We start from the raw sequence: 16,965 nt of genomic DNA, 5'->3' as shown, positions 1-16,965 counted from the left end.
TAGGAACCCTAGTATTTGGTCCCCACATGTAAAGCTACCACGCCAGCTGACAAATTGTAATATTTGACGCCGTCCAGGCCCGCTTGTTCCATCATTGTTTTTAAAGTTTCCTGATCCGGGTGCATCCGGATCGATTCCGCCAGGTAGCGGTAGCTCTCGGCGTCCTTCGCAAACCGGTCGCCGAGCCACGGCAAGACCTTGAACGAATAGACGTCGTAGACCTTTTTAAGCGGATCCCACACCTTCGAGAACTCCAGCACCAGCAGACGGCCTGCCGGCTTCAACACCCGTCGCATCTCGGCGAGCGCCACATCCTTGTGCGTCATGTTGCGCAAGCCGAATGCCACGGTCACTACATCGAAGTAATTGTCCGGAAAAGGAATCTTTTCGGCGTCGCAGAGCAGCGCCGGAGTGATGACGCCCTTATCCAGCAGGCGGTCGCGGCCCACGCGCAGCATCGATTCGTTGATGTCGGTGTGCCAGACTTCACCGGTGTCGCCCGCCTGTTTGGCGAACGCCTTTGAGAGATCGCCCGTGCCGCCCGCGATATCGAGCACCTTGAAGCCCGGCCGGACGTTGGCCTGGGCGATCGTGAACATCTTCCACGCCCGGTGCAACCCGCCCGACATCAGGTCGTTCATCAAGTCGTAGTTGGAGGCGACCGAGTGGAACACGCCCGCCACCTTCTGCGCTTTTTCCTGTTCGTCGACCGATTGAAAGCCGAAGTGGGTTTTGCTCATCGCGCTCGTCCTTTCGCGTATTCTGAAATGTTGCGCCGCATCAGTGCGGCGACCAGGGCGAATCGTATCAGTGACAGTGCCCGTGCGCAGCACCGGCTGGCGCCATTGGGGCGTCGCGGTCGACGCCGGCCGCTGCCAGTTTGGCGAGATAGTCGCGCCAGAGTTCATCCTGACGGACAGCCATGTCGTGCAGCAGGTCCCAGGAATAGATGCCGGTGGCGTGTCCGTCGGAGAAAGTCGGCTGCAGCGCATAGTTGCCGACGCCTTCGATCATGGTGATCGTGACGTCGCGCTTACCGGTTTGCAAAGTTTCCTGGCCGGGCCCGTGGCCCATCACTTCTGCCGACGGCGAGTACACGCGCAGCAGTTCGAACGGCAGGCGATACGTTTCGCCATTTGCGTACTGCAATTCGAGTACGCGCGATTTGGAATGCACGACCACGCCGGTCGGCACCGGGGTATCGCGAGTCAAGCCACTCATATTGACCTCATTAGAAAGCGCCGGGCCGCCTCTGGCGCTGAACGCCAGGTTTGGAGCGTTCAGCCAAACGCCTGTTCGATTTCTTGCCGCACGGCTTCGCGCAGCAGGGTAGCTTGCGCGCGGCGCGACGACAGCATGGCTTCGGACACCGTGCGTTGGCGCGGCGCCCAGATCGGCAGCGGAAAATGAGCGTCGTTCGAAAAACGCGGAATCACATGCCAATGCACATGCGGCACCTGGTTGCCGAGGCTCGCCAGGTTGACCTTCACCGGCTGGAGAATGCGCCGGATCGCACGCTCGACCGCATACACGGCCCGCATCACGCGATCGCGGTCGGTCTCGGCGAGATCGGAAAACTCAGCGACATGCTTGTTCCAGATCACCCGGCAAAAGCCCGGGTAGTCGTGTTCGTCGGCGAGGACGACACGCAGGGTGTCGTCCTGCCACAGCACATCGCCGCCATCTTCACGGCAAAAAACGCATTCCATCGTCGTCCTCAGGCAAAAATCGTCAGTCGTGCCATTAAACCAGCACGCGCTCGATTCCGCCATTGTTCGCCCGCTGGACGTAATCCGCCATCCAGTCTTCGCCCAGCACGTGACGCGCCATTTCGACGACGATGTAGTCCGCCTCGGTGCCCGCGTCCTCGTTATAGCGCGACAGGCCTTGCAGGCAGGACGGGCAGCTCGTGAGGATCTTCACCTCAGTGGCGCCGTTCGGTTGCGGCCCGTCGCCCGCCTTGAGCACGGAGCCATCCGGCGCACCCGCCGCGCCGGCCGATGCATTAGCCGCGTTGATCCCATTCGCACCCGCCTCGGCTACGAGAGGAATGCCACGCAGCTTCGCGGCGCCCTTGCGCATTTCCTCTTCCTTGCGGAAACGGACTTGCGTCGAAATGTCCGGGCGCGTCACCGCGAGTGTGCCGGATTCGCCACAGCAGCGATCGTTCTTCTCGATCTTGTAGCCGTCCTTCTCCGATCCCATCAGCTGATTGACGAGCTTGACCGGGTCCATCGTCTTGATCGGGGAGTGGCACGGGTCGTGATACATGTAGCGCACGCCGTTCACGCCTTCGAGCTTGATACCCTTCTCGAGCAGGAACTCGTGGATGTCGATGATCCGGCAGCCCGGGAAGATCTTCTCGAATTCGTAGCCGGCGAGCTGGTCGTAACACGTGCCGCACGACACCACCACCGTCTTGATGTCGAGGTAGTTCAGCGTATTCGCGACGCGGTGGAACAGCACGCGGTTATCGGTGACGATCTGCTCGGCCTTGTCGAACTGGCCCGAGCCGCGCTGCGGATAGCCGCAGCAGAGATAGCCCGGCGGCAGCACGGTTTGCACGCCCGCCTCCCACAGCATCGCTTGCGTGGCCAGACCCACTTGCGAGAACAGCCGCTCGGAGCCGCAGCCCGGGAAGTAGAACACCGCTTCCGTGTCGGCCGTGGTCGTCTTCGGATTGCGGATGATCGGGACAATCTTGTTGTCCTCGATATCGAGCAGCGCGCGCGCGGTTTTCTTCGGCAGGTTGCCCGGCATCTTCTTGTTCATGAAGTGGATCACCTGCTGCGTGACCTTCGGCTTGCCGACGGTTGCCGGCGGGTGCGCCGTCTGCTTCTTCGCGAACTTCTTCAGCACGTCGTTGCCGAGGCGCTGCGCCTTGTAACCGATGCCCATCATCGCGGTGCGCGCGAGGTTGATGGTCTGCGGGTTGGTGGCGTTCAGGAAGAACATGCCGGCCGCGTTGCCCGGATTGAACTTCTTCTTGCCCATCTTGCGCAGCAGGTTGCGCATGTTCATCGTCACATCGCCGAAGTCGATCTTCACCGGACACGGCGTCACGCATTTGTGACAGACGGTGCAGTGATCGGCGACGTCGTTGAACTCGTCCCAGTGCTTGATCGACACGCCGCGGCGAGTCTGCTCTTCGTACAGGAATGCCTCGACCAGCAAGGAGGTCGCAAGAATCTTGTTGCGCGGGCTGTACAGCAGGTTCGCGCGCGGCACGTGAGTCGCGCACACCGGCTTGCACTTGCCGCAGCGCAAGCAGTCCTTGATCGACTCGGAAATCGCGCCGATGTCGGACTGCTGCATGATCAGCGATTCATAGCCCATCAGGCCGAAGCTCGGCGTATAGGCGTTGCGCAGGTCGGCGCCTTCGAGCAGCTTGCCCGCGTTGAAGCGGCCATGCGGATCGACGCGCTGCTTGTACGCGCGGAATTCGCCGATCTCTTCCTCGGTCAGGAATTCGAGCTTGGTAATGCCGATGCCGTGCTCGCCGGAAATCACGCCGTCGAGCGAACGCGCCAGCTTCATGATGCGCGCGACTGCCGTGTGGGCGTCCTGCAGCATCTCGTAGTTGTCGGAGTTGACCGGCAGGTTCGTATGGACGTTACCGTCGCCCGCGTGCATGTGCAGCGCGACGAACACGCGGCCACGTAGGACCTGCTTGTGAATCGCCTGCGCTTCCTCGAGGATCGGCTTGAACTCGCCGCCGTTGAAGATCTGACGCAATTCAGCCCGGATCTCCGCCTTCCACGACACGCGCACCGTACGGTCTTGCGTGATATGGAACACGGTCGCATCCGGCTGCGCGTCGACGCGATCGGCAAACTTCTCCGCCAGCCCTTCGTAGCCGAGGCCGACCAGATAGTGCTGCGCCTCACGCAAGGACAGATCGAGCTTGTCGCGCAGGAATTCCCAGCGCGTACGCACCTTCTTCAGAACGTCGAGCGCCTGTTGCACGCGATCTTCGAGCAACTCCGCGCTCGGGATTTCGTTGGCGTCGTCGCTCTTGCCGAGCGGCAGCTTGCCGCCCTTGAAGAACGTTTCGAGCGCGTCGACCAGTTGCAGCTTGTTCTTGATCGACAGTTCGATATTGATGCGTTCGATGCCGTCGGTGTACTCGCCCATCCGGTTGAGCGGGATCACCACGTCTTCGTTGATCTTGAACGCGTTGGTGTGCTTGGCAATCGCGGCGGTGCGGCTGCGGTCGAGCCAGAAACGCTTGCGCGCTTCGGCGTTGACCGCGACGAAACCTTCGCCGCTCTTGCCGTTGGCCATACGCACGACTTCCGAGGTCGCTTGCGCCACCGCGTCCGCATCGTCGCCGACGATGTCGCCGATCAGCACCATCTTCGGAAACGCGTTGCGCTTGCTCTTGGTCGCGTAGCCGACCGCGCGCAGATAGCGTTCGTCCAGATGCTCGAGGCCGGCGAGAATCGCGCCGCCCTGCTTCGACGTTTCGAACAGATAGTCCTTGATCTCGACGATGCTCGGGATCGCTTCACGGGCCTGGCCGAAGAACTCGAGGCAGACCGTGCGCGTATGCGCCGGCATCTTGTGCAGCACCCAGCGCGCGGACGTGATCAGGCCGTCGCAGCCTTCTTTCTGCACGCCTGGCAGACCGGCCAGGAATTTGTCGGTCACGTCCTTGCCGAGACCTTCCTTACGGAATACGCGGCCCTTGATGTTGAGCGATTCCGTGCGCAGCAGCTTTTCGCCAGGCGCGTGACTGCCGTCGAACCACTTCAGCTCGAAACGCGCGACTTCGATGTCGTGGATCTTGCCGAGGTTGTGGTCCAAACGCGTGACTTCGAGCCAGTTCCCTTCCGGGTCGACCATGCGCCACCAGGCGAGGTTGTCGAGCGCCGTGCCCCACAACACCGCCTTCTTGCCGCCCGCGTTCATCGCGACGTTGCCACCGACGCAGGATGCGTCCAACGAGGTCGGGTCGACGGCGAACACGAAGCCAGCCTGCTCGGCCGCTTCGGTCACGCGGCGTGTGACCACGCCCGCGCCGGAGAAAATCGTCGCCACCTTACGCTCGACGCCCGGCAGTTCGGTCATCTCGACTGCGCCCAGCTGTTCAAGCTTTTCAGTGTTGATGACGGCCGAAAACGGCGTGAGCGGCACCGCGCCGCCCGTGTAGCCCGTGCCGCCTCCGCGCGGAATCACGGTCAGACCGAGCTCGAAACACGCCTTGATCATGCCGGCGATCTCGGCCTCGGTATCCGGCGTCAGCACGACGAACGGGTACTCGACGCGCCAGTCGGTCGCATCCGTCACATGCGAGACGCGGGACAAGCCGTCGAACTTGATGTTGTCTTTTTCCGTGACCTTGCCCAGCACCTTGTTCGCGCGACGGCGCAGGTCGAAGGTCTTCTGGAATTCGCTCTCGAAATCGTCGACGGCACGGCGAGCAGCCGCCACCAGCGTTTCGACGCGAGCGGCCCGATCGACGCCCGCTTCATCGCCGTGCTCGACCAGATCGGCGCGACGGCGCTTCTCGATCTCGCTCAGACGGTGATGCAGCGCCTCGATCAGCAGCGCGCGGCGCTTCGGATTGTCGAGCAGGTCGTCTTGCAGGTAAGGATTGCGGCGTACGACCCAGATGTCGCCGAGCACTTCGTACAGCATCCGTGCCGAGCGGCCAGTGCGGCGTTCCGCGCGCAGTTCGGCCAAGGCCGCCCAGGCTTCGTCGCCGAGCAGACGGATAACGATTTCGCGATCGGAAAACGACGTGTAGTTATAGGGAATTTCGCGCAGACGCGCTTCGGGATCGGCGGCCACCGCAGTGGCGGCCCCGTGCGGATCGAAAACTTGAGGTGCGTTCATGTTCGGACGACTCGGTGGGTCAACCGGGCGCGCTCATCTCTGTGAGGCGTCGGCGGACGGTGCGCGTGGGGCGCAATGCTGGAAATCTTCTAGGGGAGCGAAGCGCAACCGACGGCCTACCCACATCAGTCGCTTCACGGCGCTCAGAGACAGCTACACGATCGCGCGTGGCGGACGTGACGCTCCGCCGCGGGGCAAGACTCACGCGGGACGGGCATCAAGTGGGCGATCTGAGGCTGCCAGTGCATCTTCCGATCCTTATTCCAAAATGGAATTCTACCCCATGATCCCGCCACGCGTTGACGCCTGAAATCAGGGTTGCGGCAGGACTTTTGGCGTTTTTGTCCTGAACGGCGGTCTCGAGCGCATACGATCGATTCTCCGACCGGACGGTCGGGTTGGGCTTTACCGGCGGCGCGCCGGGATACGCCCAAGGTTCACAGAGGGCCAGCGTGCACACCGTTGGCGCTATCATTGACCCTTTCCCGTCTCGCAAAGCGCACCGCGCCACCCGCATGGCTTCCCACGACTACCTGAAGAAAACCCTGACCGCGCGCGTCTACGACGTGGCCCGCGAGACCGAACTCGAACGCGCGCCGAATCTGTCGGCACGGCTGCGTAATCCGGTTTATCTGAAGCGTGAGGACAACCAGCCGGTGTTCTCGTTCAAGGTGCGCGGCGCGTACAACAAGATGGCGCATATTCTGGCGGACGCGCTGGAGCGGGGCGTCATTACCGCGTCGGCGGGCAATCATGCGCAGGGCGTGGCGTTGTCGGCGGCCCGGATGGGCGTGAAGGCGATCATCGTGGTGCCCGTCACGACCCCGCAGGTGAAAGTCGATGCGGTACGCGCGCATGGCGGCGCGACCGTCGAAGTCGTGCAGTTCGGCGAGTCGTACAGCGACGCCTATGGACATGCCGTGAAGCTGCAGGAAGAACGCGGCCTGACGTTCGTCCACCCGTTCGACGATCCGTACGTGATCGCCGGCCAGGGCACGGTCGCGATGGAGATTCTCAGCCAGCATCAGGGCCCGATTCACGCGATCTTCGTGCCGATCGGCGGTGGTGGACTCGCCGCGGGTGTGGCTGCGTACGTGAAATCGGTGCGCCCGGAGATCAAGGTGATCGGCGTGCAGACTGACGACTCGTGCGCGATGGCCGCTTCCTTGAAAGCTGGCGAACGGGTGACGTTGAATGAAGTGGGTCTGTTCTCGGACGGTACGGCAGTGAAACTGGTAGGCGAGGAAACCTTCCGCCTGTGCCGCGAATATCTCGACGACGTGCTGCTCGTGAACACCGATGCGCTGTGCGCCGCGATCAAGGACGTGTTCCAGGACACGCGCAGCGTGCTGGAGCCGGCCGGCGCGCTGGCCGTGGCCGGCGCCAAACAGTATGCCGAGCGCGAAGGCATCGAGGACCAGACGCTGATCGCGATCACGTCCGGCGCGAACATGAACTTCGATCGCATGCGTTTCGTGGCCGAGCGTGCTGAGGTGGGTGAAGCACGTGAAGCGGTGTTCGCCGTGACGATCCCGGAAGAGCGCGGCAGTTTCCGCCGCTTCTGCGAACTGGTGGGCACGCGCAGCGTCACCGAGTTCAACTACCGGATTGCGGACGCGAATTCAGCTCATATCTTCGTCGGCGTGCAGATCCGCAATCGCAGCGAATCGGCGCAGATCGCGGGTGCATTTGAAGCGCATGGTTTTGCCACCGTCGATCTGACTTTCGATGAACTGTCGAAGCAGCACATCCGCTACATGGTCGGCGGCCGCTCGCCGCTGGCCCACGACGAACGTCTGTTCCGTTTCGAGTTTCCGGAGCGCCCGGGCGCGTTGATGAAGTTTCTGTCGTCGATGGCGCCGAACTGGAATATCAGCCTGTTCCACTATCGCAACCAGGGCGCGGACTACAGTTCGATTCTGGTGGGCATTCAGGTGCCGGAGAGCGAGAACAGCGAGTTCGACCGCTTTATCACGACGCTTGGTTACCCGTGCTGGGAAGAGACGCAGAACCCTGTATACCGATTGTTTCTCGCTTGACCTTATTGGACTAAAACGCGCAGATGGCTCTTTCGCTTGTCGACAAACTGGTGGTGGCAATCTCGTCGCGCGCGCTGTTCGACTTCGAGGAAGAGAACTGCGTTTACGAGAAAGGCGACCTGCAGGCGTATGAAGCGTTGCAGCGCGAGCGGCTGGCTGTGCCCGCCAAACCGGGCGTCGCGTTTCCGCTGATCCGCAAGCTGCTGGCCTTGAATGCCGGCGGTCATCGGGTCGAAGTGGTGATCCTGTCGCGCAGCGATCCGATCAGTGGGTTGCGCGCATTTCATTCGTGCAGGGAGTACGGGCTGGCGATCGAGCGCGGCGTGTTCACACGTGGGCGCGCGCCATTCGGTTATCTGAAGCCGCTGAACGCCTCGCTGTTTTTGTCCGCGAATCAGGACGACGTGCGCGACGCATTGGCTGCCGGATTTCCGGCCGCGCGCGTCTTGCCCGAATCGGCGAAAATGGCGAGCAAGTACCCGGACGAAATCCGGATTGCTTTCGACGGCGACGCCGTGCTGTTTTCCGACGAAGCCGAGCGTATCTTTCAGAAAGATGGCTTGCGCGCGTTCGTCGGCCATGAGATTCACAACAAGGATTTGCCGCTTGCGGATGGGCCTTTGAAGCCGTTGCTCGAAGCGCTGCACCGCCTGCAGAAACTCGCGGACGAAGCCGCACCGATGCATATTCGTACGGCATTGGTAACGGCGCGCTCGGCCCCGGCGCATGAGCGCGCGATCCGCACATTGATGGCGTGGAACATCGAAATCGACGAAGCGATGTTCCTCGGCGGCCTCGACAAGAGCGCATTTTTGCGCGAGTTCGAGCCGGACTTTTTCTTCGACGACCAAATTGGCCATTGCGAATCGGCCCGCGTCGTAACGGCGACGGGGCACGTGCTGAGTGGCATCGTGAACGCATCATGACACCTGAACAGTCACCGCTGGGTAAGGCTTCCACTTACACCGAACAATATGACGCTTCGCTGCTCTTTCCGATTGCCCGAAAGAATGCGCGCGAGGCGATTGGGATTGGCGCGCAGTTGCCGTTTTTCGGCACGGACATCTGGAACGCTTACGAGCTTTCCTGGCTGAACGCGCGCGGCAAGCCGCAGATTGCGGTGGCGACTTTCTTTGTGCCGGCTGATTCGCCGAATATTGTCGAGTCGAAGTCGTTCAAGCTTTATCTGGGGTCGTTTGCGCAGACGGCTTTCGAGTCGATGGAAGTTGTGCGTGACACGATCAAGCGGGATGTTTCCGCTTCATGCGGAGCGACGGTGTCGGTTCATCTGGCGGCGCCGTATGAGTTCGGCAAATTGCAGATGGAAGAGTTTGACGGCTTGTCGCTGGATCGACTCGATCTCGATACCGACGTTTATCATCCTGATGCTTCGTTGCTGAAGGCTGCGTTTGACGAGTCGCCTGTTGAGGAGACTTTGGTTTCCAACTTGCTCAAGTCGAATTGTCCTGTGACGGGGCAGCCTGATTGGGGCAGTGTGCAGATTCACTATGTTGGGCCGCAGATCGATCATGCGGGCTTGCTGAGGTACATTATTTCCTATCGGAATCACACTGGGTTTCATGAGCAGTGCGTCGAGAGGATTTTTATCGATGTGCTTAAGGCCTGTCGGCCGGTGAAGCTGGCTGTTTACGCGCGGTATACCCGCCGCGGGGGGCTGGATATTAATCCGTTCCGGACGAATTTTAATTTGCCTATGCCGGATAATTTGCGGCTGGCGCGGCAATAAATATGTGGCGGTTTTGCCTGCGCGGCGCTTTTTGTTCGTGTCTCTGGCCTTGGTGCCTTTCCTTGCTTTGTTAGTGGTCTATTAGCGTTGCCCCTGTGCGGGGCGGCACTTACTTTCTTTGCCGCCGCAAAGAAAGATAAGCAAAGAAAGCGGCTAGAAGCCCCTGCTAAGCGGGTCCCGCAGCTTGCTCAGGGTAGTGGTGCGACTGGAATCTGTGTTCGTGCACCTGCATGCACTTGTGACAAGGGCGTCATACTTCCGGCGGCGCTGCGCGCGCCGAAGAGCCATTCATAAAACCGAGCACTGCGTTTTGGCGCCCACGCCTCGCCAACGGTTTGTGGCCGCTCATTGCACGCCTACGGCCGCCGAGATTCCGATTGTGATTGGAATGTCAGTTGCGACCGTGATTGCGAGCACCGACATATCGTTTGAAGTGGGAGTTCCCGTGTGAATGCAGAGGCGCCTCGCCGAGGCGAAGCCGATGGCTCCCACAGATATTGAACGAAGCCCTTGGTTTCCCATGCAGACCCGTCCGCGACGCACGTAGTGCGGAGTGGGAGCTGATGAATCCTTTGTCACTAACGCCGAATGTGAGAGAACACGGATTCCAGTCGCACCACTACCCCAGGCACACCACGAGACCCGCTTAGCAGGGGCTTCTAGCCGCTTTCTTTGCTTATCTTTCTTTGCGGCGGCAAAGAAAGTAAGTGCCGCCCCGCACAGGGGCAACACTAATAGACCACTAGCAATTCAAGGAAAGGCCAAAGCCCCAGGAACACTGACAAACAAGCGCCAAGCAGGCAAAAACCCCAATCAGCGCCTACGACGACCAAAAAACCTTAAGCCGAAGGCTTCTTATAAGCGACGCAGTCAACCTCAACCCGACAATCAATCACCATCGAAGAAACCACACACGCCCGTGCCGGCGGATTCTCCCCAAAATACTCCCGAAACACCTTATTAAACGAAGCAAAATCCCGCGGATCATCCAGCCACACACCACAGCGGACAACATGCTCCGCCCCATACCCAGCTTCCTTCAGAATCGCGAAAACATTCTGAATCGCCTTGTGCGATTGCTCAACAATCCCGCCATTGATCACCTCGCCATTTTCCATCGGCGTCTGCCCGGAAACGAACAACCAGCCATCCGCTTCGACCGCCCGAGCAAAGGGCATATGTTGACCACCCGTACCCTTGCCACCTTCAACGCCATATCGCTTCATCATCCAGCTCCTTAAAAAGTCCGGCACGCAGCGCGAGCAACGCCACAACCGCGTGCCATATCAATCAGAAAACAAAAAATCAAAACGCGCCGTGCGCATCGCCCTTCGACGCCGCACCACGCGCCACAAAATGCCCTGCCCGTTCGCCAGTCACCGCGCCATCGCGGTAAGCCAACACGCCATTCACCCACACCGCGTCGATTCCATCGGCCGCCTGTTGCGGCTTCTCGAACGTCGCCGCGTCGCGCACCTTGGCCGGGTCGAACAACACCAGATCCGCGTGATAACCGATGTGCACCTCGCCGCGCTGCGCCAAGCCAAACCGGCGCGCCGACAAGCTGGTCATCTTGCGCACAGCCTCTTCAAGCGGCAGCAAACCGGCGTCACGTACGTAGTGCCCAAGCACGCGCGGAAACGCGCCCCACAATCGCGGATGCGGCAACGGATCGTTCGGCAATCCATCCGAGCCCACCATCGTCGCGGGATGCGACAGAATGCGCCGCACGTCGTCCTCGGACATGTTGTGATACACCGCGCCCGCCGGCTGCAAGCGCTTGCCGGCCTCCTGCTGCGTGACGCCCCACTCGGCAGCAATCTCACTGATCAGCTTGCCCGCCATCTCGGGATGCGGCTCCGACCACGTGATCGTAATGTCGATGTCGCCCGTCACCTGCTTCACGTCGAGCGTCGACGAACTGCGGTTGTACGGATAGCAATCGCAACCGATCGGCTGCAAACGACGGGCGCCCTCCAGCGACTTCAGCACCTCAACGCTACGCCCCCAGTTCGACGGACCCGCGCACTTCAGATGCGAAATCACCACCGGCACGTGCGCGTGACGGCCCACCCGATACGCTTCGTCCATCGCGTCGAGAATCGCGTCGAACTCGGTGCGCATGTGCGTGGTGTAAAGCGCGCCTGCGGCGGCAAGCGGTTCGGCCAGCGCCATCACTTCTTCGGTCGGCGCGGAGAAGGCGGAGCCGTAGGCGAGCCCTGAACTCAAACCCAACGCCCCGTTCGACAACGCCTCTTCGAGTTGCGCGCGCATGCCGTCGATTTCCGCCGCGGTCGCCGCGCGATCGAGCCGGTCCATCTGATTGCTGCGCAACGCCGTGTGCCCAATTAGTGCGCCGACATTCACTGCCGGACGCGCCGCGTTCACCGCTTCGACGTACGCAGCGAAAGTCGGGTACTGGAACGCATCGCGCTCACCAAGCAAATTCATCGGATCAGGCGGATCGCCCTTCAACGACACCGGCGACGCGCTGATCCCGCAATTGCCGACGATCACCGTCGTCACGCCCTGCGTGATCTTCGGCAGCATTTGCGGCGAACGGATCACGTGCGTGTCGTCATGCGTATGAACGTCGATGAAGCCTGGCGCCAGCGCGCGGCCGTTCGCTTCGATCACCTCTTCGGCGAGCCAGTTCGACAGATTGCCGATCGCGGCGATGCGGCCGTCGCGGATCGCAACGTCGCGTTCGACCGGCGGCGCGCCCGTGCCGTCGTACAGTTGCGCGCCGACGATCAGCGTATCGGCGGCTTCGGGATGCGAATGCATGGATCAGTCTCCTAACGGTTGTCGGTCGCCGCCGCCACGGTGCGCGTCGAGCGCGTGCTTCATGCGGCGCAGCAATTCGCGGCTCTCGTCACCCTGACTCACGGCAAGTTCGGTGACGAGCACATCGAGCGCCATCATCATCGCGTAGCGCGACGACGACGGCTTGTAAATGAAATCGGTTTCGAAGGCGACGATCGGGATCACCCAATCGGCCAGTTTGGCCAACGGCGAAGCCGGCGCGGTCAGAGCGATCACAGTCGCCCCGTAGCTGCGCGCGATCTTGCAGTTCTCAACCATCTCGGGCACGCGCCCGGTGGTGGACAACGCAATCACCACGCATTCGCGCGACACGGTGCTCGCCACCATACGCTGCAACAGGCCGTCCTGATAGGTTGCAACCGGCCGGCCGAGGCGCACGAGCCTGAACCGCATTTCGTCGGCAAGCGCGGTCGAGCCGCCGCCCATGCCGAACACGTAGATCATCCGCGCGGCGCGCAGCGTGGCTGCGGCTTCGGCTAAAGGCGCCTGACGAAGAAGTTGGTGGTTATGTGCCAGCGCGGTCTGCAGTTCGTCGAACACGCGGGTGGCAATCGGCTCGGGCGCGTCGGTGGGTCCGCCCGCCTGCAGGAAGCGCTGACCGACAGCGGCCGCCTGCGCGAGCCGCAGCTTTAACTCCCGCACGTCGCGGCAACCCACCGCCTTGGCAAAGCGCGTCACGGTCGCGACGCTCACCTCCGCCTGCTGGGCGAGCGCGCCGATGCTGGCACGCGATGCCCCGGTCAGGTCGTCGAGAATCAGCGCGGCGACCTTCCGTTCGGCCGAACGCAGTTCCGGCGCGCATTCGGCGATGCGCGCGACGATATCGAAGGCCAGCGGTTCGGCGGTCAGGTTCATTGCAGGCTGTGGGGTGTCTCGCGAACGCTTACAAAGCGCTTCCGGAAAACCGTGGTACTAAATAACATTCCTCCAACCATCGTACTTTCGGTAACATGGTAAAGTCAACTTTGATTCGATTTAACTGGACGATGGAGCAGGGAGACATGAAAGTTACAAACTATCAGGGCGCAACGATTGATCCTTATAGCAAGGGCTTGGGCATGGTTCCGGGCACCAGCATCCAACTCACGGATGCCGCGCGCCTCGAGTGGAACCTGCTGAACGAAGACGTGAGCCTGCCCGCCGCCGTGCTGTACGCGGATCGTGTGGAACACAACCTGAAGTGGATGCAGGCGTTCGTCGCGGAATACGGCGTCAAGCTCGCGCCGCACGGCAAAACCACCATGGCACCGCAGCTGTTTCGCCGTCAGCTCGAAACCGGCGCATGGGGCATCACGCTCGCCACCGCGCATCAGGTGCGCGCCGCGTATCACGGCGGTGTGTCGCGGATTCTGATGGCCAACCAGCTAGTCGGCCGCCGCAACATGATGATGATCGCCGAGTTGCTGAGCGACCCGGATTTCGAGTTCTTCTGCCTCGTCGATTCGGTCGAAGGCGTCGAACAACTGGGTCAGTTTTTCACGTCAGTACGCAAGCCACTGCAAGTGTTGCTCGAGCTCGGCGTGCCAGGCGGCCGCACCGGTGTGCGCGATGAAGCGCAGCGCAACGCGGTGCTCGAGGCGATCGCGCGCTATCCGGATGTGTTGAAGCTGGCAGGCGTCGAATTGTATGAAGGCGTGCTGAAAGAAGAACACGAAGTACGCGAGTTCCTGCAGAGCGCCGTCGCTGTGACGCGCGCGCTTGTCGACGAAGGGCGTTTTGCCCGCACGCCGGCCGTTCTGTCAGGCGCCGGCTCGGCGTGGTACGACGTCGTCGCGGAAGAATTCGTGAAGGCCTCGGAGACCGGCAAGGTCGAAGTCGTGTTGCGGCCCGGCTGCTATCTGACGCATGACGTCGGCGTCTACCGCAAGGCGCAGACGGACATCTTCGCGCGTAATCCGGTCGCGAAGAAAATGGGCGAAGGCTTGCTGCCGGCGCTGCAATTGTGGGCGTATGTGCAGTCGATTCCGGAACCGGATCGCGCGATCATCGGCCTCGGCAAGCGCGATTCCGCGTTCGACGCAGGCATGCCGGAGCCGTCGCGCCACTATCGTCCGGGCACCGAAGCGCCCCGCGATATCGCGGCGAGCGGAGGTTGGGAGATTTTCGGCTTGATGGATCAGCACGCGTATCTGCGGATTCCCGCGGGCGCCGATCTGAAGGTCGGCGACATGATCGCGTTCGACATCTCGCATCCCTGCCTGACGTTCGACAAGTGGCGTCAGGTGCTGGTGGTCGATCCGTCGTATCGCGTCACGGAAGTGATCGAAACGTTCTTCTGATCGTGATAGAAGCGGCGCGTTTCACCGCAAGGTGGCGCGCCGTTTGTTGTAGCCTTGCCGCTCAATCGGCAGGTTCAGGTCTCGCTGGCTCAGCGAGCCGGGTCGGCGTCCGCCGTGTCAGACACCTGGGCAGCCGACGCAGCCGCAGTGCCAGTCGCAGCCGCCACTTCGCCAATCCGCACTTCCAGCATCTTCAACGCCCCCGACAACGCGCTCAGCGCTTCGTCCGGTAACGCCGCCATCGTGTCGTGCAAAAAAGCGTTGCGACGCGGCAAGCTGGCTTCGGTCGCGGACCGTCCCGCTTCGGTCAAACGCACATTGGTCACGCGGTTATCGCGCGTATCCATGCTGCGAGCAATCCAGCCTAAACCCTCCAGCGTTTTCAACTGCCGCGTCAATGCGCCCGGATCGACACGCAAGCGCTCGACCAGCCGCTTCTGCGACGATTCGCCGGCCTGTTCGTGCAGCGCGAGCAGAATGCGCCAGCGCGGCAACGGATGGCCCACGTGAGCTTCGAATGCCGACATGAACGCCCGATAAGTGCGGCCGAACTGCTGCATGACGGCGACGCGGTCCTGTTCTTCCATGATCTGTCAGTAAAACGGTAAGGCTAAAAAATCAATCCGCGTGGATCACCGGCTCGAGCTTGCGCTGAAGCTTGACCGGCGGCACACGCCGGCTTTGCCACACGGACACCACGGCGATGATCGCCGCGAGCGCGAGACCCAGATGAATGGCTGAAACGAGCGACTCGCGCGCACTCTCGAGCAGCATCGCGCCGTTGTGGCCCGCATGCGTCAGCTGGCCGAGCAAGGTGGTTTGCGCATCATGATTGATGAGGATTTGCGGGTCGCCGAGATCGGCGAACCACTGCGACGCGTGATCGTTTTCCAGCGCGCTGCGCACGCCGCTCGCGTACATATGGCTGATCAGCGTGCCGGTCAACGCCGTGCCGATCATCCCGCCGATCATCCGCAGCGACTGCAGCAACGCGGTGGCGATACCGAGGTGTTCGCGGCCCGCGGTCTGCTGCGCGAAGATCGTCAGATTCGGCATCACGAAACCGAGACCAAGTCCGCCGAGCACCATGAACGACATCAGCAGCCATTGCGGCATGGCACGCGTCGCAACGACCACGCCGAGGCACGACAGCGCCACCAGCGCAAAGCCGACGTACAGCATCAGATTCGGATTGCGTACACGCGAGACGATACGTCCGTTGGCGATACTGCCGATCGTGATGAATACGACGAGCGGCGTAATGACAAGCCCCGCCTCTTTCGGCGACATCCCGAAGCCGCCCTGAAACAGCAACGGCGCGTAGAACAACAACGAGAACATCGTGAAGCCGCCCAGCACGGCGAGCGTAAAGAGCGCGGCCAGACTGCGATTGCGAAACATATCCACCGGCAGAATCGCCGTCGGGCAGCGCTTTTCCCACTGCCACAAGCCATATGCCGAGGCGACGCTCAATGCGAGCAGCGCGAAGGCGGCCAAGGTGACGCCATGCTTCGGCAACAACTCGACGAACAATTGCAGCGAACCGAGCGCAACCGCGATCAACAACGCACCCGGCCAATCGAGCCGCATCTTGCCTTCGTGCTCGATGTGCCGCAGATGCGGCAAAAAGCGCCAGACGAAAAATAGCGACAGCAAACCGACCGGCAGATTCACATAGAACACCGAGCGCCAGCCGTAGTACTGCGTGAGAAAACCGCCGAGCGACGGCCCCACCGCGTTCGCAATCCCGAACGCCGAACTCATCAGCACCTGCCAGCGCAGTCGCACGACCGAGTCGGGAAAGAGATCAGGAATGCACGCGAAGGCGGTGCCGACCAGCATGCCGCCGCCGATGCCCTGCAAGCCGCGCGCGAGCACGAGGAACAGCATGTTGTTGGCAGCGCCGCAGAGCACCGAAGCGGCAGTGAACACGACGATCGATGCGATCACAAATGGCTTGCGCCCGTAGTAATCGCCGAGGCGGCCGAAGATCGGCACGGTGATCACCGAGGTCAGCAAATACAAGGTGCCGACCCACGCGTAGAGCTCGAAACCCTTCAGTTCCGCGACGATCGTGGGCAACGCGGTGCCGACCACGGTCTGGTCTAGTGCGACCAGCATCGAAACGAAGGAAACGCCGAGCATCGCCAGTAGCGACTCACGGAAAGGTAAAACTTGCCCACTCGAGTGGTGGGCCGCGGTATGGACAGCCATTTTTGATGGAGCAACAGTTGAC

At 61.6% G+C, this 16,965-nt stretch carries 13 protein-coding genes; 4 read left to right on the top strand and 9 right to left on the bottom strand.

Annotation, left to right across the window (positions count from 1 at the left end):
* Positions 1-8 precede the first annotated feature (8 nt).
* The 4 genes from ubiE to KHO30_RS27505 form a co-directional block, all read right to left on the bottom strand.
* On the bottom strand, positions 9-740 hold the full coding sequence (gene ubiE / locus KHO30_RS27520) for a bifunctional demethylmenaquinone methyltransferase/2-methoxy-6-polyprenyl-1,4-benzoquinol methylase UbiE (protein ID WP_093646467.1): 732 nt from the start codon (positions 738-740) through the stop codon (positions 9-11).
* Between the two features lie 67 nt (positions 741-807).
* Positions 808-1,221, bottom strand: coding sequence for a gamma-butyrobetaine hydroxylase family protein (locus KHO30_RS27515; protein WP_054037674.1), 414 nt, complete (start codon positions 1,219-1,221; stop codon positions 808-810).
* Positions 1,222-1,280: 59 nt separating this feature from the next.
* On the bottom strand, positions 1,281-1,709 hold the full coding sequence (locus KHO30_RS27510; protein ID WP_200563886.1) for an HIT family protein: 429 nt from the start codon (positions 1,707-1,709) through the stop codon (positions 1,281-1,283).
* Positions 1,710-1,743: 34 nt separating this feature from the next.
* Positions 1,744-5,838 (bottom strand): DUF3683 domain-containing protein, encoded by a 4,095-nt coding sequence (locus KHO30_RS27505; protein WP_211702912.1) that lies wholly within the window; start codon positions 5,836-5,838, stop codon positions 1,744-1,746.
* A 515-nt stretch (positions 5,839-6,353) separates the two neighbouring features.
* Between KHO30_RS27505 and ilvA the strand changes: the two genes are divergently transcribed.
* The 3 genes from ilvA to queF are packed head-to-tail and all read left to right on the top strand — an operon-like array spanning position 6,354 to position 9,624.
* Entirely contained in the window at positions 6,354-7,877 is a 1,524-nt protein-coding gene (gene ilvA / locus KHO30_RS27500) for a threonine ammonia-lyase, biosynthetic (RefSeq protein WP_244864147.1), read from the top strand.
* 23 nt (positions 7,878-7,900) lie between these two features.
* Positions 7,901-8,803: a 5'-nucleotidase gene (locus tag KHO30_RS27495; RefSeq protein WP_093647935.1), complete on the top strand. Its 903-nt coding sequence runs from the start codon at positions 7,901-7,903 to the stop codon at positions 8,801-8,803.
* Positions 8,800-9,624 carry an NADPH-dependent 7-cyano-7-deazaguanine reductase QueF gene (gene queF, locus KHO30_RS27490; protein WP_054037665.1) on the top strand — a complete coding sequence of 275 codons (825 nt, stop codon included), beginning with the start codon at positions 8,800-8,802 and terminating at the stop codon, positions 9,622-9,624. The genes KHO30_RS27495 and queF overlap by 4 nt, the downstream gene beginning before the upstream one ends.
* 839 nt (positions 9,625-10,463) lie before the next feature.
* Here the strand turns inward: queF and KHO30_RS27485 are convergent.
* From KHO30_RS27485 to KHO30_RS27475, 3 genes are all read right to left on the bottom strand, one after another.
* Positions 10,464-10,850 (bottom strand): RidA family protein, encoded by a 387-nt coding sequence (locus KHO30_RS27485; RefSeq protein ID WP_028200605.1) that lies wholly within the window; start codon positions 10,848-10,850, stop codon positions 10,464-10,466.
* 79 nt (positions 10,851-10,929) lie between these two features.
* Positions 10,930-12,411 (bottom strand): N-acyl-D-amino-acid deacylase family protein, encoded by a 1,482-nt coding sequence (locus KHO30_RS27480; RefSeq protein ID WP_211702910.1) that lies wholly within the window; start codon positions 12,409-12,411, stop codon positions 10,930-10,932.
* Positions 12,412-12,414: 3 nt separating this feature from the next.
* A complete protein-coding gene (locus tag KHO30_RS27475; RefSeq protein ID WP_200653946.1) occupies positions 12,415-13,305 on the bottom strand; it encodes a MurR/RpiR family transcriptional regulator in 891 nt (296 codons plus the stop codon).
* 146 nt (positions 13,306-13,451) lie between these two features.
* Between KHO30_RS27475 and KHO30_RS27470 the strand changes: the two genes are divergently transcribed.
* The gene (locus tag KHO30_RS27470) at positions 13,452-14,729 is read left to right on the top strand and encodes an amino acid deaminase (RefSeq protein ID WP_211702909.1); all 1,278 of its coding nucleotides are present in this window, start codon (positions 13,452-13,454) and stop codon (positions 14,727-14,729) included.
* 89 nt (positions 14,730-14,818) lie between these two features.
* Here KHO30_RS27470 and KHO30_RS27465 read toward each other — a convergent pair whose 3' ends face one another.
* Entirely contained in the window at positions 14,819-15,316 is a 498-nt protein-coding gene (locus KHO30_RS27465) for a MarR family winged helix-turn-helix transcriptional regulator (protein ID WP_211702908.1), read from the bottom strand.
* Between the two features lie 31 nt (positions 15,317-15,347).
* Positions 15,348-16,943 carry an MDR family MFS transporter gene (locus tag KHO30_RS27460; RefSeq protein WP_093643591.1) on the bottom strand — a complete coding sequence of 532 codons (1,596 nt, stop codon included), beginning with the start codon at positions 16,941-16,943 and terminating at the stop codon, positions 15,348-15,350.
* Between the last annotated feature and the right edge of the window lie 22 nt (positions 16,944-16,965).

This window comes from Paraburkholderia aspalathi (assembly GCF_905220735.1).
Classification (GTDB): domain Bacteria; phylum Pseudomonadota; class Gammaproteobacteria; order Burkholderiales; family Burkholderiaceae; genus Paraburkholderia; species Paraburkholderia aspalathi.
Note: the sequence above shows the minus strand (reverse complement) of the source record. Positions and strands in the feature narration are given on the sequence as shown.

Bases quoted from the DNA above. Each gene is read 5' to 3' on its own strand.
- ubiE (WP_093646467.1), bottom strand. From the start codon at position 740: ATGAGCAAAACCCACTTCGGCTTTCAATCGGTCGACGAACAGGAAAAA.
- KHO30_RS27515 (WP_054037674.1), bottom strand. From the start codon at position 1,221: ATGAGTGGCTTGACTCGCGATACCCCGGTGCCGACCGGCGTGGTCGTG.
- KHO30_RS27510 (WP_200563886.1), bottom strand. From the start codon at position 1,709: ATGGAATGCGTTTTTTGCCGTGAAGATGGCGGCGATGTGCTGTGGCAG.
- KHO30_RS27505 (WP_211702912.1), bottom strand. From the start codon at position 5,838: ATGAACGCACCTCAAGTTTTCGATCCGCACGGGGCCGCCACTGCGGTG.
- ilvA (WP_244864147.1), top strand. From the start codon at position 6,354: ATGGCTTCCCACGACTACCTGAAGAAAACCCTGACCGCGCGCGTCTAC.
- KHO30_RS27495 (WP_093647935.1), top strand. From the start codon at position 7,901: ATGGCTCTTTCGCTTGTCGACAAACTGGTGGTGGCAATCTCGTCGCGC.
- queF (WP_054037665.1), top strand. From the start codon at position 8,800: ATGACACCTGAACAGTCACCGCTGGGTAAGGCTTCCACTTACACCGAA.
- KHO30_RS27485 (WP_028200605.1), bottom strand. From the start codon at position 10,850: ATGAAGCGATATGGCGTTGAAGGTGGCAAGGGTACGGGTGGTCAACAT.
- KHO30_RS27480 (WP_211702910.1), bottom strand. From the start codon at position 12,411: ATGCATTCGCATCCCGAAGCCGCCGATACGCTGATCGTCGGCGCGCAA.
- KHO30_RS27475 (WP_200653946.1), bottom strand. From the start codon at position 13,305: ATGAACCTGACCGCCGAACCGCTGGCCTTCGATATCGTCGCGCGCATC.
- KHO30_RS27470 (WP_211702909.1), top strand. From the start codon at position 13,452: ATGAAAGTTACAAACTATCAGGGCGCAACGATTGATCCTTATAGCAAG.
- KHO30_RS27465 (WP_211702908.1), bottom strand. From the start codon at position 15,316: ATGGAAGAACAGGACCGCGTCGCCGTCATGCAGCAGTTCGGCCGCACT.
- KHO30_RS27460 (WP_093643591.1), bottom strand. From the start codon at position 16,943: ATGGCTGTCCATACCGCGGCCCACCACTCGAGTGGGCAAGTTTTACCT.